This is a genomic window from Xanthomonas codiaei, from assembly GCF_002939785.1.
GTDB classification, from domain to species: domain Bacteria; phylum Pseudomonadota; class Gammaproteobacteria; order Xanthomonadales; family Xanthomonadaceae; genus Xanthomonas; species Xanthomonas codiaei.
The window spans coordinates 1-17,559 of sequence record NZ_MDEC01000050.1; the positions used below are offsets into that span (position 1 = coordinate 1).

Sequence of the window (17,559 nt, forward strand, 5' to 3'; positions counted from 1 at the left end):
GCGTCGATCGCGTCGTACGCCTTGAACTCGCCACCGAAACGCTCTGCACCGATCTTGGTCAGCGCGGCGGTCAACGTGGTCTTGCCGTGGTCGACGTGACCGATGGTGCCGACGTTCACGTGCGGCTTGTTGCGCTCGAATTTAGCTTTTGCCATGACTTGCTACCTCTAATTGGAAAATTTTTGAAGCGGCTGAGCGAACTCAGCCCTTCTTGGTGACGGCGTCGGCGATGTTGGCCGGTGCCTCTTCGTAATGGTCGAATTCCATCGAGAACGTGGCGCGCCCCTGGCTCATCGAACGCAGCGAGGTCGCATAGCCGAACATCTCGCCCAGCGGAATCATCGCGTTGATGATCTTGCCCGACGGGCTGTCGTCCTGACCCTGCAACACGCCACGACGACGGCTCACGTCGCCCATCACGTCGCCCAGGTAATCCTCCGGGCTGACGATTTCGACCTTCATGATCGGCTCCAGCAACACCGGGCTGGCTTTCGCAAAACCCTGCTTGAACGCCATCGACGCGGCCAGCTTGAACGCCATTTCCGAGGAGTCGACGTCGTGGTACGAGCCGAACACCAGCTTGACCTTCACGCCCACCACCGGGAAGCCGGCGATCGGACCACTGGTGATCGTTTCGCGCAGGCCCTTCTCGACCGACGGAATGAATTCCTTCGGGATGATGCCGCCGGTGATGTCGTTGATGAAGAGGAAATCGTCCTTGACGTTGTCGCTCTTGCGATCTTCCTCGGTCATCGGCGACAGCTCGATCACCACGTGACCGTACTGACCCTTACCACCGGACTGCTTGGCGTGCTTGTAGTCGGACTTGACGTCGGACTTGCGGATCGTTTCGCGGTAGGCCACCTGCGGCTTGCCGACGTTGGCCTCGACGTTGAACTCGCGACGCATGCGGTCGACGATGATGTCCAGGTGCAACTCGCCCATGCCGGAGATGATGGTCTGGCCGGATTCTTCGTCGGTCTTGACGCGGAACGACGGGTCTTCCTGCGCCAGACGGCCCAGGGCCATACCCATCTTTTCCTGGTCCGACTTGGTCTTCGGCTCCACCGCCATCGAGATCACCGGCTCCGGGAACACCATGCGCTCCAGGGTGATGATCTTGTCCTGCGCGCACAGCGTGTCGCCGGTGGTGACGTCCTTCAGACCCACCGCCGCGGCGATATCGCCCGCGCGCACTTCCTTGATCTCTTCGCGGTTGTTGGAGTGCATCTGCAGGATGCGACCCACGCGCTCCTTCTTCGACTTGACCGGGTTGTAGACCTGGTCGCCAGAATTCAGGGTGCCCGAGTAGACGCGGAAGAAGGTCAGCGAACCCACGAACGGGTCGGTCATGATCTTGAACGCCAGCGCCGAGAACGGGGCGGTGTCGGTCGCAGGACGCGAATCGTCCTTCTCGTCTTCATCGATACCCTGGACCGGCGGACGGTCGGCCGGCGACGGCAGCAGATGCACGACACCGTCGAGCATGGCCTGCACGCCCTTGTTCTTGAACGCCGAACCACAGAACACCGGAACGATCTCGACCTTCAGGGTGCGCTCGCGCAGACCCGCCAGGACTTCTTCCTCGGTGAGGTCGCCCTCGTTGAGGTACTTGTCCATCAGGTCTTCGCTGGCTTCGGCAGCCGCTTCCACCATGAACGAACGCGCTTCGGTCGCGATATCGACCAGATCGGCCGGAATGTCGCGGTATTCGAAGGTGGTGCCCTGCGAGGCGGTATCCCAATGGATCGCCTTCATCTTCAACAGGTCGACCACGCCTTCGAAGCCGTCCTCGGCGCCGATCGGCACCTGCATCGGCACGGCATAGGCGCCCAGACGGGCCTTCAGCTGCTCAACGACCTTGTCGAAGTTGGCACCGGTACGGTCCATCTTGTTGACGAAGGCCATGCGCGGCACGGAATACTTGTTGGCCTGGCGCCACACGGTCTCGGACTGCGGCTGCACGCCACCGACGGCGCACAGCACGAACACCGCACCGTCGAGCACGCGCAAGGAGCGCTCCACTTCGATGGTGAAGTCGACGTGCCCGGGGGTGTCGATGATGTTGAAGCGGTGCTGCGGCATGGACTTGTCCATGCCCGACCAGAATGCGGTGGTCGCAGCGGATGTGATGGTGATACCACGCTCCTGCTCCTGCTCCATCCAGTCCATCACTGCAGCGCCGTCATGGACTTCGCCGATCTTGTGACTCACACCGGTGTAGAACAGGATGCGCTCGGAGGTGGTGGTCTTGCCGGCATCGATGTGGGCCATGATGCCGAAGTTGCGGTAACGCTCGATAGGGGTGGTGCGGGCCACGGGGAGCCTCTCAATTTCTTGGATTTCGGATGGCCGAACGCCGCCTTTCGGCGGCCTTCGGATTGGATGCGACGCCAAAGGCGTCGCAAACAGCACTCAGATGGTGCTGAAGGGCCCCGTTACCAAGGCCCCCGAGGTCACCAGCGGTAGTGTGCGAACGCCTTGTTCGCTTCCGCCATACGGTGAGTCTCTTCGCGCTTCTTGATCGCGCCGCCACGGCTTTCCGAGGCGTCCAGCAGTTCTGCAGCCAGCTTACGCGGCATGGTGTTCTCGCCACGCTTGCGCGCGGAATCGATCAACCAGCGCATTGCCAGCGCCATGCGACGGGAGGAGCGCACTTCGACGGGCACCTGATAGGTAGCACCACCGACGCGACGCGATTTAACTTCGACAGCCGGGGCCACGTTGTCCAGTGCTTTCTGCACCAGCTCGACGGCATTCGGATTCTTTTCGCCAATGACGTCCATCGCGCCATAGACAATTTTCTCAGCAACCGACTTCTTGCCACTTTGCATCACCATATTGATGAAGCGGGCAATGGTTTCGCTGCCATGCTTTGGATCAGGCAGGACGGTGCGCTGCGGAGTAGAACCTTTACGGGACATTTGAGTGTTTCCTTAGCTCTTCGGGCGCTTGGCGCCGTACTTGGAACGACCTTGACGGCGCTTTGCGACGCCGGCGGCGTCCAGCGAACCACGGACGGTGTGGTAACGCACACCGGGGAGATCCTTGACGCGACCACCACGAATCAGGACCACGGAGTGCTCCTGCAGGTTGTGGCCTTCACCACCGATGTAGCTGATGACCTCTTCCTGGTTCGTCAGGCGCACCTTGGCGACCTTACGCAGGGCCGAGTTCGGCTTCTTCGGGGTAGTGGTATAGACGCGTGTGCAGACGCCACGGCGCTGCGGACACTTGTCCAGTGCCGGGGAGGCACTCTTGTAGGTGGTCGCTTGCCGGGGCTTGCGGACCAGCTGATTGATCGTTGCCATCAGTCGATTCTTCTGATTGGAGGCCGAAACGGCCTTGCATGAACACGAAGGCAGGCCGCGAAACGGCCCACCGAGACAGAGAAGTATAGCTGGCAGGGCAAAACTCCGTCAACTTCACGGAAATCTAACTCTGCTGGCCCATCCAAAGGCCGGAAAACGGAGGGCGTCCTGCCCTCCTTTTCGCCTGGCTTACGACGGCCTTTCGACCGCCGTCGGAGCGCTTACTCCTCGTCCGCGCCAGCGTCGGCCACAGTTGCGACCGGTTCGGCTGCCGCCGGCTTGCCCGACAGCGTTTCCATTTCCGAGTCGGTCAGACCGGAGGCCTTGCGACGGCTGGCGTGGTACGCCAGGCCGGTACCGGCGGGGATCAGGCGACCCACGATCACGTTTTCCTTCAGGCCACGCAGGTTGTCACGGGTGCCGCGCACGGCAGCCTCGGTCAACACGCGGGTGGTCTCCTGGAACGAGGCCGCCGAGATGAACGACTCGGTGGCCAGCGAGGCCTTGGTGATGCCCAGCAGCACCGGGTCGTACTTGGCCGGCAGCTCGTTGCGCGTGGTCAGGCGGGCATTTTCCTCGATGACGCGCTGGCGCTCGACCTGCTCGCCGTTGAGGAACTTGCTGTTGCCCTGGTCGACGATCTCGACCTTGCGCAGCATCTGGCGCGTGATCACCTCGATGTGCTTGTCGTTGATCTTCACGCCCTGCAAGCGGTACACGTCCTGGATTTCCTTGACCAGATACGCCGCCAGCGGCTCGACGCCCAGCAGGCGCAGGATGTCCTGCGGGCTCGGCTCGCCGTCCACCACGGTCTCGCCCTTGGTCACGTGCTCGCCTTCGAACACGATGATCTGGCGGTACTTCGGGATCAGCTCTTCGTGTTCCGAACCATCGGTGTCCTTGATGATCAGGCGCTGCTTGCCCTTGGTGTCCTTGCCGAAGCTGATGATGCCCGAGCGTTCGGCCAGGATCGCCGGATCCTTCGGCTTGCGCGCTTCGAACAAGTCGGCAACGCGCGGCAGACCACCGGTGATGTCGCGGGTCTTGGACGCTTCCTGCGGAATCTTCGCCACCACGTCGCCCACGCCGACGGCTGCGCCGTCCTGCAGGTTGACGATGGAGCGCGGCGGCAGCAGGTACTGCGCCGGCAGATCGGTACCCGGGATGGTCAGGTCGTTGCCCTTGCCATCGACGATGCGCACGATCGGCCGCAGTTCCTTGGCCTGTGCACCGCGACGCTTCGGATCGGTGATCTCACGCGACGCCAGGCCGGTCAGTTCGTCGGTCTTCTCGATGACGGTGACGCCGTCGACGAAGTCGATGAAGCGGATGAAACCGGCCACTTCCGACACGATCGGGTGGTTATGCGGATCCCAGTTGGCCACGCCCTGCCCGGCCTTGACCGCATCACCGTCCTTGGCGGTGATGGTGGCGCCGTACGGCAGCTTGTAACGCTCGCGCTCGCGACCATGGCCGTCGAGCACCGACAACTCGCCCGAACGCGATACCGCGACCAGCGAACCGTTGGCGTGCTCGACCGACTTCAGGTTATTGAACTTGATCGAGCCGGTGGTCTTGACCGTGATGTTGTCCACTGCCGCCGCACGCGATGCCGCACCACCGATGTGGAACGTACGCATGGTCAGCTGGGTACCCGGCTCACCGATGGACTGCGCGGCGATAACGCCGACCGCTTCGCCGATGTTGACCTGGTGACCGCGTGCAAGATCGCGACCGTAGCAACGTGCGCACACGCCGAACGAGGATTCGCAGCTGATGGTCGAACGCACCTTCACCGACTGAACGCTGGCATCTTCGAGCTTGGCGACCCAGGCTTCGTCGAGCAGCGTGTTGCGGGTGACGATGGGCTCTTCGTCGTTGCCGGGCAGGTAGACGTCCTCGGCCACGACACGGCCCAGCACGCGCTCCTTCAACGGCTCCACCACGTCGCCGCCTTCCACGATCGGGGTCATGATCAACCCTTCGGTGGTACCGCAATCGACTTCGGTGATCACCACGTCCTGCGCCACGTCGACCAGACGACGGGTCAGGTAACCCGAGTTCGCGGTCTTGAGCGCGGTATCGGCCAGACCCTTACGCGCGCCGTGGGTGGAGTTGAAGTACTCCTGCACGTTCAGGCCTTCGCGGAAGTTCGCCTTGATGGGCGTCTCGATGATCGAGCCGTCCGGACGCGCCATCAGGCCGCGCATACCGGCCAGCTGACGGATCTGCGCCTGGCTACCACGCGCACCGGAGTCGGCCATGATGTACAGCGAGTTCATCGACTTCTGGTCGATGGTTTCGCCCTTGGCGTTTTCGACCTTTTCGGTACCGATGGTGTCCATCATCGCCTTGGCGATGCGCTCGTTGGTACGCGACCAGATGTCCACGACCTTGTTGTAGCGCTCGCCGGCGGTGACCAGACCGGACTGGTACTGCTCCTGGATTTCCAGCACTTCGGCTTCGGCCTCGGTGAGGATGCCCTTCTTCTCGTCCGGGATCAGCATGTCGTCGATGCCGATCGACACGCCGGCGCGGGTCGCGTAGGCGTAGCCGGTGTACATCAGCTTGTCGGCGAACACGACGGTGTCCTTCAAGCCCAGCAGGCGGTAGCTGGAGTTGATCAGACGCGAGATGTTCTTCTTGGTCATCTCGGTGTTGGCCAGCTGGAACGGCAGGCCTTCGGGCAGGATCTCGCTCAGCAACGCACGACCGACCGTGGTGTCCACGATCGAGGTGCCGCTGGTGCGCTTGCCGTCGGCTTCCACGTCCACCTGGGTGATGCGGACCTTGACCTTGGCGTGCAGTTCCACCACGCGGTTGTCGTAGGCGCGCTTCACTTCACTGGTGTTGGCGAACACCATGCCCTCGCCCTTCTTGTTCTCCAGGGCGCGGCTCATGTAGTACAGGCCCAACACCACGTCCTGCGACGGCACGATGATCGGCTCGCCGTTGGCCGGCGACAGGATGTTGTTGGTGGACATCATCAGCGCACGCGCTTCCAGCTGGGCTTCCAGCGAGAGCGGCACGTGGACGGCCATCTGGTCGCCGTCGAAGTCGGCGTTGAACGCGGTGCAGACCAGCGGATGCAGCTGGATGGCCTTACCTTCGATCAACACCGGCTCGAACGCCTGGATACCCAGGCGGTGCAGGGTCGGTGCGCGGTTCAGCAGCACCGGATGCTCGCGGATCACTTCTTCGAGGATGTCCCACACCTCGGCCTCTTCGCGCTCGACGAGCTTCTTGGCGGCCTTGATGGTGGTGGCCAGGCCACGACGCTGCAGCTTGGCGAACACGAACGGCTTGAACAGCTCCAGCGCCATCTTCTTCGGCAGGCCGCACTGGTGCAGCTTGAGGTACGGACCGACGGTGATGACCGAACGACCGGAGTAGTCCACGCGCTTGCCAAGCAGGTTCTGACGGAACCGGCCCTGCTTGCCCTTGATCATGTCGGCCAGCGACTTCAGCGGACGCTTGTTGGTGCCGGTGATGGCACGGCCGCGACGGCCGTTGTCCAGCAGCGCATCGACCGATTCCTGCAGCATGCGCTTTTCGTTGCGCACGATGATGTCCGGCGCATTGAGCTCCAGCAGGCGACGCAGGCGGTTGTTGCGGTTGATCACGCGGCGATACAGATCGTTCAGATCCGAGGTCGCGAAGCGACCGCCATCCAGCGGCACCAGCGGACGCAGGTCCGGCGGCAACACGGGAAGCACGGTCATGACCATCCACTCCGGACGGTTGCCCGATTCCAGGAAGGCTTCGATCAGCTTGATGCGCTTGGTGAGGCGCTTGAGCTTGGTTTCCGAACCGGTGCTGGCGATTTCCTCGCGCAGGCGGGTCATTTCCGACTGCAGGTCGATCGTGCGCAGCAGCTCGTACACGGCCTCGGCGCCCATGGCGGCGTCAAAGTCGTCGTTGTACTCCTGGCGGGCGGTCAGGTACTGCTCTTCGGTCAGCAGCTGGCGGCGCTCGAGCGGGGTCAGGCCCGGCTCGGTGACGACATAGGCTTCGAAGTACAGCACGCGCTCGATATCGCGCAGGGTCATGTCCAGCATCAGGCCGATGCGCGAGGGCAGCGACTTGAGGAACCAGATGTGCGCGACCGGCGAGGCCAGGTCGATGTGGCCCATGCGCTCGCGGCGCACCTTGGCCAGGGTCACTTCGGTGCCGCACTTCTCGCAGACCACGCCACGGTGCTTCATGCGCTTGTACTTGCCGCACAGGCACTCGTAATCCTTGATCGGTCCGAAGATGGCGGCGCAGAACAAGCCGTCACGCTCGGGCTTGAAGGTCCGGTAGTTGATGGTTTCGGGCTTCTTCACTTCGCCGTAGGACCACGAACGGATCAGGTCCGGCGACGCCAGCGCGATCTTGATCGCATCGAAATCCAGCGTCTGGCGCTGCTGATTGAAGAGGTTGAGCAGGTCTTTCATTTGATATCTCCGGGTCGGAGGAATTCGTATCTGAGATGGAACGCGCAGAGATCTGTTCGGGACCGGGGACCCGGGGCCGGGGACCCGGAAAAGCGAGGAGCACAACGCCCTTGCTCTTCCGGGTCCCCGGTCCCGGGACCCGAGTCCCGGCTCTTACTCTTCCAGTTCCATGTTGATCGCCAGCGAGCGGATTTCCTTCACCAACACGTTGAAGGATTCCGGCATGCCCGCGACCATCTCGTGCTCACCATCGACGATGTTCTTGTACATCTGGTTGCGGCCCTGCACGTCGTCGGACTTCACCGTCAGCATTTCCTGCAGGGTGTAGGCCGCGCCGTAGGCTTCCAGCGCCCAGACTTCCATCTCGCCGAAGCGCTGGCCACCGAACTGCGCCTTGCCGCCCAGCGGCTGCTGGGTGACGAGCGAGTACGGGCCAGTCGAACGGGCATGCATCTTGTCGTCGACCAGGTGGTTCAACTTCAGGTAATGCATGTAGCCGACCGTGGTCTTGCGATCGAATGCTTCGCCGGTGCGACCATCGAACAACTGGGTCTGACCGCTCTGCGGCAAATCGGCCAGTTCCAGCATGCGCTTGATCTCCGCTTCGCTGGCACCGTCGAACACCGGGGTGGCCATCGGCACGCCGTCGACCAGGTTCTTGCCCAGGTTGAGCAGTTCCTCATCGCTGAACTGCGACAGGTCCACACGCTCGGCATTGATCGCGCCATCGTGGTTGTAGATGTCGTTGAGGAACTTGCGCAGCTCGCTCACGGCAGCCTGGGCTTCCAGCATGCGCTGGATCTTGCGACCCAGGCCCTTGGCGGCCCAACCCAGATGCACTTCCAGAATCTGGCCGATGTTCATACGCGACGGCACGCCCAGCGGGTTCAACACGATGTCCACCGGCTCGCCGGTGGCCATGTACGGCATGTCCTCGACCGGCACGACGTTGGAGACCACACCCTTGTTACCGTGGCGACCTGCCATCTTGTCGCCCGGCTGGATGCGGCGCTTCACGGCCAGAAACACCTTGACCATCTTCAGCACGCCCGGTGCGAGGTCGTCGCCCTGGGTGATCTTGCCGCGCTTGTCGGCGAAGCGTGCCTCGAATTCCTTCTCGTGCGCCTGAATCTGCTTCTGCGCGCGCTCGATGGCGTCGGCGGCGTCTTCGTCCTTCATGCGCAGCTGGAACCAGTCGGACTTCTTCAGCCCGTCCAGGTACGCGTCGGTGACGTTGTCGCCCTTCTTCAGGTTCGGACCGCCGTTGGCGACCTTGCCCACGATCTGCGAGCGCAGACGTGCGTAGATGGCCGCTTCCAGGATCCGGAACTGGTCGTCGAAGTCCTTCTTGACGCGCTTGATCTCGGACTCTTCGATCTGACGCGCACGCTTGTCCTTCTCGATGCCGTCGCGGGTGAAGACCTGCACGTCGATGACGGTGCCGTCCATGCCCGGGGGCACGCGCAGCGAGCTGTCCTTCACATCGGACGCCTTCTCACCGAAGATCGCGCGCAGCAGCTTTTCTTCCGGAGTCAGCTGGCTCTCGCCCTTCGGCGTGACCTTGCCGACCATGATGTCGCCGGCGCGCACTTCCGCACCGATGTACACCACGCCGGACTCGTCCAGACGGTTCAGGGCCTGCTCGGACACGTTCGGGATGTCGGCGGAAATTTCCTCCGGCCCCAGCTTGGTGTCGCGCGCCACGCAGGTCAGTTCTTCGATGTGGATCGTGGTGTAGCGATCCTCTTCCACCACGCGCTCGGAGAGCAGGATGGAGTCTTCGAAGTTGTAGCCGTTCCACGGCATGAAGGCGATCAGCATGTTCTGACCCAGCGCCAGCTCACCGATGTCGGTGGACGGGCCGTCGGCCAGCACGTCGCCGCGCGCGATCACGTCGCCCACGTTCACCAGCGGACGCTGGTTGATGCAGGTGTTCTGGTTGGAGCGGGTGTACTTGATCAGGTTGTAGATATCCACGCCGGCATCGGTGCCGCCGCCGATTTCTGCTTCGTTGACCTTGACCACGATACGCGCCGCATCGATCTGCTCGATCACGCCGCCACGCAGCGCGTTGACGGTCACGCCGGAGTCGCGCGCCACAGCACGTTCGATACCGGTACCCACCAGCGGCTTCTGCGAACGCAGCGTCGGCACGGCCTGGCGCTGCATGTTGGCGCCCATCAGTGCGCGGTTGGCGTCGTCGTGCTCCAGGAACGGCACCAGCGCCGCAGCGACCGACACGGTCTGCATCGGCGAGACGTCCATGAAGTGCACTTCGGCCGGCGGCTTCAGCAGCGACTCGCCCTGGAACCGGCACGGCACGAACTGCTCGGTGAGCATGTTCTTGGCGTCGGTCAGCGCGTTCGCCTGGGCGATCACGTACTCGTTTTCCTCGATCGCCGACAGGTACTCGACATCGTCGGAGACCTTGCCGTCCAGCACCTTACGGTACGGCGTCTCGAGGAAGCCGTACTGGTTGGTGCGGGCGAACACGGCCAGCGAGTTGATCAGGCCGATGTTCGGGCCTTCCGGCGTTTCGATGGTGCAGACGCGGCCGTAATGGGTCGGGTGCACGTCGCGCACTTCGAAGCCGGCGCGCTCGCGGGTCAGACCGCCCGGGCCCAGCGCGGAGACGCGACGCTTGTGCGTCACTTCCGACAGCGGGTTGTTCTGGTCCATGAACTGCGACAGCTGCGAGGAGCCGAAGAACTCCTTGATCGCCGCGGCCACCGGCTTGGCGTTGATCAGTTCCTGCGGAGTCAGGCCTTCGGACTCGGCCATCGACAGGCGCTCCTTGACCGCGCGCTCGACGCGGACCAGGCCTACGCGGAACACGTTCTCGGCCATTTCGCCGACCGAACGCACACGACGGTTACCCAGGTGATCGATGTCATCGACCACGCCGCGGCCGTTGCGGATCTCGGTCAGCACCTTGATCACTTCCAGGATGTCGGAGGTGTCGGCGTGCTCGGCGACCAGACGCTTGGATTCTTCGTCGTTACGCTCGGCGAAGTACTTCTTGTCGTACAGCACCGACTCGCCCAGCACGTCCTTGCGACCGACGCGACGGTTGAACTTCATGCGGCCGACCGTGGACAGGTCGTAGCGCTCGAAGGTGAAGAACAGGTTGTGGAACAGGTTCTGCGCCGCTTCCTTGGTCGGCGGCTCGCCCGGACGCATCATGCGGTAGATTTCCACCAGCGCTTCCAGCTGCGTCTTGGTCGGATCGATGCGCAAGGTGTTGGACAGGTACGGACCACGGTCCAGGTCGTTCACCCACAGGGTGCCGACCGCGTCGACGCCGGCCTTGCGGAAGGCAGCCAACTGGTCTTCGTTGATTTCGTCGTTGGCATTGGCCAGCAGCTCGCCGGTCGAGCCATCGACCACGTCATGCGACAGGATGCGGCCGACCAGGTAGTCGTCCGGCACGGCCAGCGCGGCAACGCCGGCGGCTTCCAGCTGCTTGACGTGGCGGGCGGTGATGCGCTTGCCCGCTTCCACGATGACCTTGTCGCCATCGGCCAGGTCGAAGTTCAGCGTTTCGCCACGCAGACGCTCCGGCACCAGCTCCAGCTGCACGCCTTCGTCCGGGTTGATGTGGAAGGTGTTGATCTCGAAGAACTCGGCCAGCATCTCTTCGTTGCTGTAGCCGAGCGCGCGCAGCAGGATCGACACCGGCAGCTTGCGGCGGCGGTCGATACGGGTGAACAGCGCGTCCTTCGGGTCGAACTCGAAGTCCAGCCAGGAACCGCGGTAGGGAATGATGCGGGCGCTGTACAGCAGCTTGCCCGAGCTGTGGGTCTTGCCACGGTCGTGGTCGAAGAACACGCCCGGCGAGCGGTGCAGCTGCGACACGATCACGCGCTCGGTGCCGTTGACGATGAAGGTACCGTTGCCGGTCATCAACGGAATTTCGCCGAGATAGACCTCCTGCTCCTTCACGTACTTGATGGCCTTGGTCGACGACTCGCGGTCGTAGATCACCAGGCGCACGGTCACGCGCAGCGGCGCGCCATAGCTCATGCCGCGCTGACGGCATTCACGCTCGTCAAACACCGGCTGACCCAACTTGTAGCCCACGTACTCGAGCGCAGCGTTGCCGCTATAGCTGGAGATCGGGAACACCGACTTCAGAGCGGCATGCAGACCGAGGTCCTTGCGCTTGGTCGGTTCCACGTCTTCCTGCAGGAATTCGCGATAGGAATCCACCTGGATGGCAAGCAGGAACGGCACTTCGAGGATCGAGCGCTGCTTGCCGAAGTCCTTGCGGATACGCTTCTTTTCGGTGAACGAATAAGACGTCATGAGGTCTTCCACCCTGGGTTGTACGGGCCGCGCGCATCCGCGGCCGTGGATAACAAAATTGAACCCGCGCACATGGATGTGCGCTGCTCGTGTCGGACTCACATTCAAGTTGTCAGTTGGAAGTCGCTGGTATTGCCGGCACCAGCACGCCTTCTCCCGCTACTTCCAACTACCCACTCGGTGAGGCGAGGATTGGGATGACGGGATTGGGGATTGGCGAAGGTTTCCTTCAAATCCCGAATGCCGACTCTCAAATCCCGGCTTTCCATCAACGGCCAAAGGCCGGGGGCTTTACGCCCCCAGCCTTCAGTGCATCACCATGAAACACCGGCGATGCAAGGTGCTGCTTACTTGATTTCGACCGTCGCGCCAGCTTCGGTCAGTTCCTTCTTGATCTTCTCGGCTTCTTCCTTGGTGGCGCCTTCCTTCAGCATGCCACCGGCTTCGGTCAGGTCCTTGGCTTCCTTCAGACCCAGACCGGTCACGCCGCGCACGGCCTTGATGACGCCGACCTTGTTGGCGCCGCAGTTGACCAGCACCACGTTGAACTCGGTCTGCTCTTCGACCACGGCAGCCGGGCCGGCAGCAGCGGCTGCGACCGGGGCGGCGGCGGAGACGCCGAACTTTTCTTCGATGGCCTTGACCAGCTCCATCACTTCCATCAGGGACTTCTCGGCGATGGCGTCGACGATCTGTTCGTTGGTAAGGGACATTGTGATTACCTTTAGATGATTTTCTGGATTGGGGTTCTAGCGAACGCTAGGACATCAAGCTTCGACAGTCTCGGCAGCCGGCGCGGCGGCTTCGTCGCCACCACCCTGCTTCTCGCCAACGGCCTTGACGGCACGGGCGAACATGGCAGCCGGTTCGGACAGCACGCGAGCCAACATGGCCAGGGCCTGGTCGCGGGTCGGCAGCGAGGCCAACACGTCGACGTGGCTGGCCGGGAACAGTTCCCCGCCGATTGCCACGACCTTGGCTTGCAGCTTCTCGTTGCTCTTGGCGAATTCCTTGATCAGGCGACCGGCAGCGCCGGGTTCCTCCATCGAAAACGCATACACCAAAGGACCAACCAGCTTGTCGGACGCGACAGCGAATTCGGTACCTTCGACGGCACGCACGGCCAGGGTGTTCTTGACGACTTTCAAGAACACACCGGTTTCGCGGGCCTGCTTACGCATCGCGGTCATCTGGGAGACCGTGGTGCCAGCGTATTCGGCGGCGATCAGGGAGTGGGCCTTGGCGGCGATGTCTGCCAGCTCGGCGACTACGTCTTGCTTCTGGGACAGATTGAGAGCCATTGCACTCCTCCGTTAAAGCCAGGATTAGGGATTGGTGATTCGGGATTCGCCAGAGCCGTGAAGCAGCCTGCAAATCCCCAATGCCGAATCTCGAATCCCCGCTTCAAACTACTCCGCTCGCGGCTCCTGCCGGTTGCGGTCCAGGGCAGCCTCCTTCCTGGAAGCCGGGAACATCGACCGATGTTCCATTGGTGGCCGTTCTAGACCTGGAGTGGACTCGATCCGGGATGTCCCAGACGCGCGTAAACCAGAAAGCTCCAGAAGGGCGACACCATCTACGCCGGCCAGTTCGAAAACGAACCGATTAAGCGATCCCGCTGCATCGACGGCGACTCCTTGCCAGTGCGAGCATCCCTGCCCGTCGTCGACCTGCGCTGACCGCGCCTGCGGTCTTTGACGGCTACCGCCGGACGTGCCGGCGATCGCCTTCAAAATGTCCGTTACCCCAAAGGAGGGAACGGACTCCCAGCACACGGTTGCCCGGGCCGGAAAAACGATGCAGTACTACACGAATACGTCAGGCGCATGACGCCCGACGCCTTCGATCACTTCAGCGACAGGCTCGACTGATCGACCGTCACGCCCGGACCCATGGTCGAGCTGACAGACACCTTCTGCAGGTAGGTACCCTTGGAAGTGGCCGGCTTGGCCTTCAGCAGATCGCCCAGCAGCGCCTGCAGGTTCGACTTCAGCGCTTCGTCGTCGAAGCTGGCCTTGCCGATGGTGCAGTGGATGATGCCGGCCTTGTCGGTGCGGTAGCGCACCTGGCCCGACTTGGCGTTCTTGACCGCTTCGCCCGGATTGGCCGACACGGTGCCGACCTTCGGGTTCGGCATCAGGCCGCGCGGACCCAGCAGGGTGCCGAGCTTACCGACGACGCGCATGGCATCGGGGGTGGCGATGACCACGTCGTAGTTCAGGTCGCCGGCCTGCATCTTCTCGGCCAGGTCGTCCATGCCCACGGCTTCGGCGCCGGCGGCCAGGGCTTCGTCAGCCTTGGCGCCTGCCGGTGCGAACACCGCAACGCGCACGCTCTTGCCGGTGCCGGCCGGCAGCACGGTCGAACCGCGCACCTGCTGATCGGACTTCTTGGCGTCCACGCCCAGGCGCACGGCAACGTCGATGGACTCGACGAACTTGGCCTTGGTGGCCGTCTTCAGGATCTTGATTGCGTCTTCGAAGGCATAGGTCTTGCCCGGAACGACAGCGGCCGTAATGGCCTTAACGCGCTTGCTCTGTGCCATGTCTTAGCCCTCCACCGTCAAACCCATGCTGCGGGCGGTACCCGCAATCGTGCGAACCGCCGCTTCGAGCTCGGCCGCCGTCAGATCGGCTTCCTTGGTCTTGGCGATCTCTTCCAGCTGCTTGCGCGTCACCTTGCCCACCTTGTCGGTGTTGGGGCGCTTGGAACCGGAGGCCACACCTGCAGCCTTCTTGAGCAGCACGCTGGCCGGGGTGCTCTTGGTGATGAAGGTGAAGCTGCGGTCCGAGTACGCGGTGATGATCACCGGCGTCGGCAGACCCGGCTCCAGCTTGGAGGTCGCCGCGTTGAACGCCTTGCAGAACTCCATGATGTTCAGGCCACGCTGACCCAATGCAGGACCGACCGGCGGCGCAGGATTGGCCTGCCCGGCCTTGACCTGCAGCCTGATGTAACCCATTACTTTCTTAGCCATTTCGATACTCTCCGGGTGCTAGCGCCTGCATTGCAGGCTCCCCATCGGACCGGGAGAATCACGCGTCCCGGCTTCGCGTTTTGACCACACGCAGATGGCCGCCATGCGGCAGCCATTGTTCCCCGGCGGTCGCCAGGTCAGCGAGCCGCGCACTATAGCAGGATTTGACACTGGCGCCTAGCAGGCGCCAGTCACGGTCAGCCCTTCTCGACCTGGCCGAACTCGAGCTCGACCGGCGTGGAGCGACCGAAGATGAGAACGGCCACACGCAGCCGGCTCTTCTCGTAATTGACCTCTTCGACCACGCCGTTGAAGTCGTTGAACGGACCATCGGTGACGCGCACCATCTGGCCCGGCTCGAACAGCACTTTCGGGCGCGGCTTCTCGACCCCATCCTGCACGCGCTGCAGGATGGCATCGGCCTCCTCGTCGCGAATCGGCAACGGACGATCGGCGGTACCACCGATGAAGCCCATGACCTTGGAAGTTTCCTTCACCAGGTGCCAGCTTTCGTTGTCGATGCGCGGAATGCCAGCCTCTTCGTGGGTTTCGATCTGCACCAGCACGTAGCCGGGGAAGAACTTGCGCTCGGACCGGCGCTTCTGGCCGGCGCGCATCTCGATGACCTCTTCGGTCGGCACCAGCACTTCGCCGAAACGATCTTCCATCCCGGTGCGCACGATGCGGTCGCGCAATGCCTGCGCAACGGATTTTTCGAAGCCTGAATAGGCGTGAACGACATACCAACGCTTCACTGCTTGATTCTCCTCAACGAGCCAGGAACCACTGCGTGAGCTTCTGGATGACGAAGTCGAAGCCGCCCAACAGCAAACTCAGAATGATCACAACAACAATGACGACCCAGGTGGTGCGGATGGCTTCCTGACGCGTCGGCCAGACCACCTTACGCAGCTCGAACCTGGATTCGGACAGGAATTCACGGGTGTCACGACCTTTGCCGGTACCCAGAAACACGAATGCACCCGCCACCAACCCCACAATGACTGCCAGCGCGCGCAATTGCGGCGTCCAGGCACCCAGCTGGGTGGCGCGCTCGGGCGCAGAAAACCAGAACCACACAAACAGCCCTGCAATCACCAGGATTGCAGAGATCACGTATTTCACGATATCAGCGCTGGCAGCAGACGCGCTTTTGGAGGGCTCGATTTTGCTATTCATCCGGCTCTAGTTACCGATCTGACCCGAATCGCTGGGCCGGAAAGAGGAGTGGCACGCCAGGAGGGACTCGAACCCCCAACCTGCGGTTTTGGAGACCGCTGCTCTGCCAATTGAGCTACTGGCGTATGTACTCGTTTACCGCACACCCTAAGACAACGAAGGCGGACCGCGGTTCAGCCGGCCCGCCTTTGCGCGAATCCGGTGGCCGAGGCCACCGGATCACAGGTTGTTACTTGACGATCTTGGCAACCACGCCGGCGCCGACGGTGCGGCCGCCTTCGCGGATGGCGAAACGCAGACCTTCGTCCATCGCGACCGGATTGATCAGGGTCACGACCATCTTCACGTTGTCGCCCGGCATCACCATTTCCACGCCTTCCGGCAGCTGGCAGGCGCCAGTGATGTCGGTGGTACGGAAGTAGAACTGCGGACGGTAGCCCTTGAAGAACGGGGTATGACGGCCACCCTCATCCTTGGACAGCACGTAGACTTCGGCTTCGAACTCGGTGTGCGGCTTGATCGAACCCGGCTTGCACAGCACCTGGCCGCGCTCGACGTCGTCACGCTTGGTGCCGCGCAGCAGCAGACCGGCGTTGTCGCCTGCCTGACCCTGATCCAGCAGCTTGCGGAACATTTCCACGCCGGTGACGGTGGTCTTCTGCGTATCGCGGATACCGACGATTTCGATTTCGTCGCCCACCTTGATGATGCCGCGCTCGATACGACCGGTCACCACGGTGCCGCGGCCGGAGATCGAGAACACGTCTTCGACCGGCATCAGGAACGGACGATCCACGTCGCGGGTCGGCTCCGGAATGAAGCTATCCAGGGCATCGACCAGCTTCAGGATGGCCGGCACGCCGATCTCGCTCTGATCGCCGTCCAGCGCCAGACGGGCCGAACCGTGGATGATCGGGGTATCGTCGCCCGGGAAGTCGTACTTGCTCAGCAGCTCGCGCACTTCCATTTCGACCAGCTCGAGCAGCTCGGCGTCGTCAACCATGTCGGCCTTGTTCAGGAACACCACGATGTGCGGCACGCCAACCTGACGCGAGAGCAGGATGTGCTCGCGGGTCTGCGGCATCGGGCCGTCAGCGGCTGAGCACACCAGGATCGCGCCGTCCATCTGCGCCGCACCGGTGATCATGTTCTTGACGTAGTCGGCGTGGCCGGGGCAGTCGACGTGCGCGTAATGACGGGTCGGGGACTCGTATTCCACGTGCGCGGTCGAAATCGTGATGCCGCGCGCCTTCTCTTCCGGCGCTGCGTCGATCGCGTCGTACGCCTTGAACTCGCCACCGAAACGCTCTGCACCGATCTTGGTCAGCGCGGCGGTCAACGTGGTCTTGCC

13 protein-coding genes and 1 tRNA gene are annotated in these 17,559 nt (G+C 62.8%); all 14 read right to left on the reverse strand.

Annotated elements, in window-relative coordinates; translation table 11 throughout:
- On the reverse strand, nucleotides 1–155 hold a 155-nt coding region (locus XcodCFBP4690_RS21320), incomplete at its 3' end, for a GTP-binding protein (protein ID WP_244183764.1).
- Nucleotides 156–201: 46 nt separating this feature from the next.
- On the reverse strand, nucleotides 202–2,319 hold the full coding sequence (fusA, locus tag XcodCFBP4690_RS21325) for an elongation factor G (RefSeq protein WP_104544220.1): 2,118 nt from the start codon (nucleotides 2,317–2,319) through the stop codon (nucleotides 202–204).
- A 137-nt stretch (nucleotides 2,320–2,456) separates the two neighbouring features.
- Nucleotides 2,457–2,924, reverse strand: a complete 468-nt coding sequence (gene rpsG / locus XcodCFBP4690_RS21330) for a 30S ribosomal protein S7 (protein WP_005993356.1) — start codon at nucleotides 2,922–2,924, stop codon at nucleotides 2,457–2,459.
- Between the two features lie 12 nt (nucleotides 2,925–2,936).
- A complete protein-coding gene (gene rpsL, locus XcodCFBP4690_RS21335) occupies nucleotides 2,937–3,311 on the reverse strand; it encodes a 30S ribosomal protein S12 (protein ID WP_003469157.1) in 375 nt (124 codons plus the stop codon).
- Nucleotides 3,312–3,532: 221 nt separating this feature from the next.
- On the reverse strand, nucleotides 3,533–7,747 hold the full coding sequence (gene rpoC / locus XcodCFBP4690_RS21340; RefSeq protein WP_104544222.1) for a DNA-directed RNA polymerase subunit beta': 4,215 nt from the start codon (nucleotides 7,745–7,747) through the stop codon (nucleotides 3,533–3,535).
- 153 nt (nucleotides 7,748–7,900) lie between these two features.
- Nucleotides 7,901–12,052 (reverse strand): DNA-directed RNA polymerase subunit beta, encoded by a 4,152-nt coding sequence (gene rpoB, locus XcodCFBP4690_RS21345; protein WP_104544224.1) that lies wholly within the window; start codon nucleotides 12,050–12,052, stop codon nucleotides 7,901–7,903.
- 347 nt (nucleotides 12,053–12,399) lie between these two features.
- On the reverse strand, nucleotides 12,400–12,765 hold the full coding sequence (rplL, locus tag XcodCFBP4690_RS21350; protein ID WP_104544226.1) for a 50S ribosomal protein L7/L12: 366 nt from the start codon (nucleotides 12,763–12,765) through the stop codon (nucleotides 12,400–12,402).
- A 54-nt stretch (nucleotides 12,766–12,819) separates the two neighbouring features.
- Nucleotides 12,820–13,353, reverse strand: a complete 534-nt coding sequence (rplJ, locus tag XcodCFBP4690_RS21355) for a 50S ribosomal protein L10 (protein ID WP_104544228.1) — start codon at nucleotides 13,351–13,353, stop codon at nucleotides 12,820–12,822.
- A 545-nt stretch (nucleotides 13,354–13,898) separates the two neighbouring features.
- Complete coding sequence (gene rplA, locus XcodCFBP4690_RS21360) at nucleotides 13,899–14,597, reverse strand: 50S ribosomal protein L1 (protein ID WP_104544230.1); 699 nt, start codon at nucleotides 14,595–14,597, stop codon at nucleotides 13,899–13,901.
- A gap of 3 nt (nucleotides 14,598–14,600) precedes the next feature.
- Nucleotides 14,601–15,029 carry a 50S ribosomal protein L11 gene (gene rplK, locus XcodCFBP4690_RS21365; RefSeq protein WP_104544232.1) on the reverse strand — a complete coding sequence of 143 codons (429 nt, stop codon included), beginning with the start codon at nucleotides 15,027–15,029 and terminating at the stop codon, nucleotides 14,601–14,603.
- Between the two features lie 197 nt (nucleotides 15,030–15,226).
- Entirely contained in the window at nucleotides 15,227–15,784 is a 558-nt protein-coding gene (gene nusG, locus XcodCFBP4690_RS21370) for a transcription termination/antitermination protein NusG (protein ID WP_104544234.1), read from the reverse strand.
- Nucleotides 15,785–15,797: 13 nt separating this feature from the next.
- Nucleotides 15,798–16,208, reverse strand: a complete 411-nt coding sequence (secE, locus tag XcodCFBP4690_RS21375; protein WP_104544236.1) for a preprotein translocase subunit SecE — start codon at nucleotides 16,206–16,208, stop codon at nucleotides 15,798–15,800.
- A gap of 49 nt (nucleotides 16,209–16,257) precedes the next feature.
- Nucleotides 16,258–16,333, reverse strand: a tRNA-Trp gene (locus XcodCFBP4690_RS21380).
- A 104-nt stretch (nucleotides 16,334–16,437) separates the two neighbouring features.
- Nucleotides 16,438–17,559 (reverse strand): elongation factor Tu (gene tuf / locus XcodCFBP4690_RS21385; protein WP_104544238.1); only part of this gene is annotated, 1,122 nt, incomplete at its 5' end.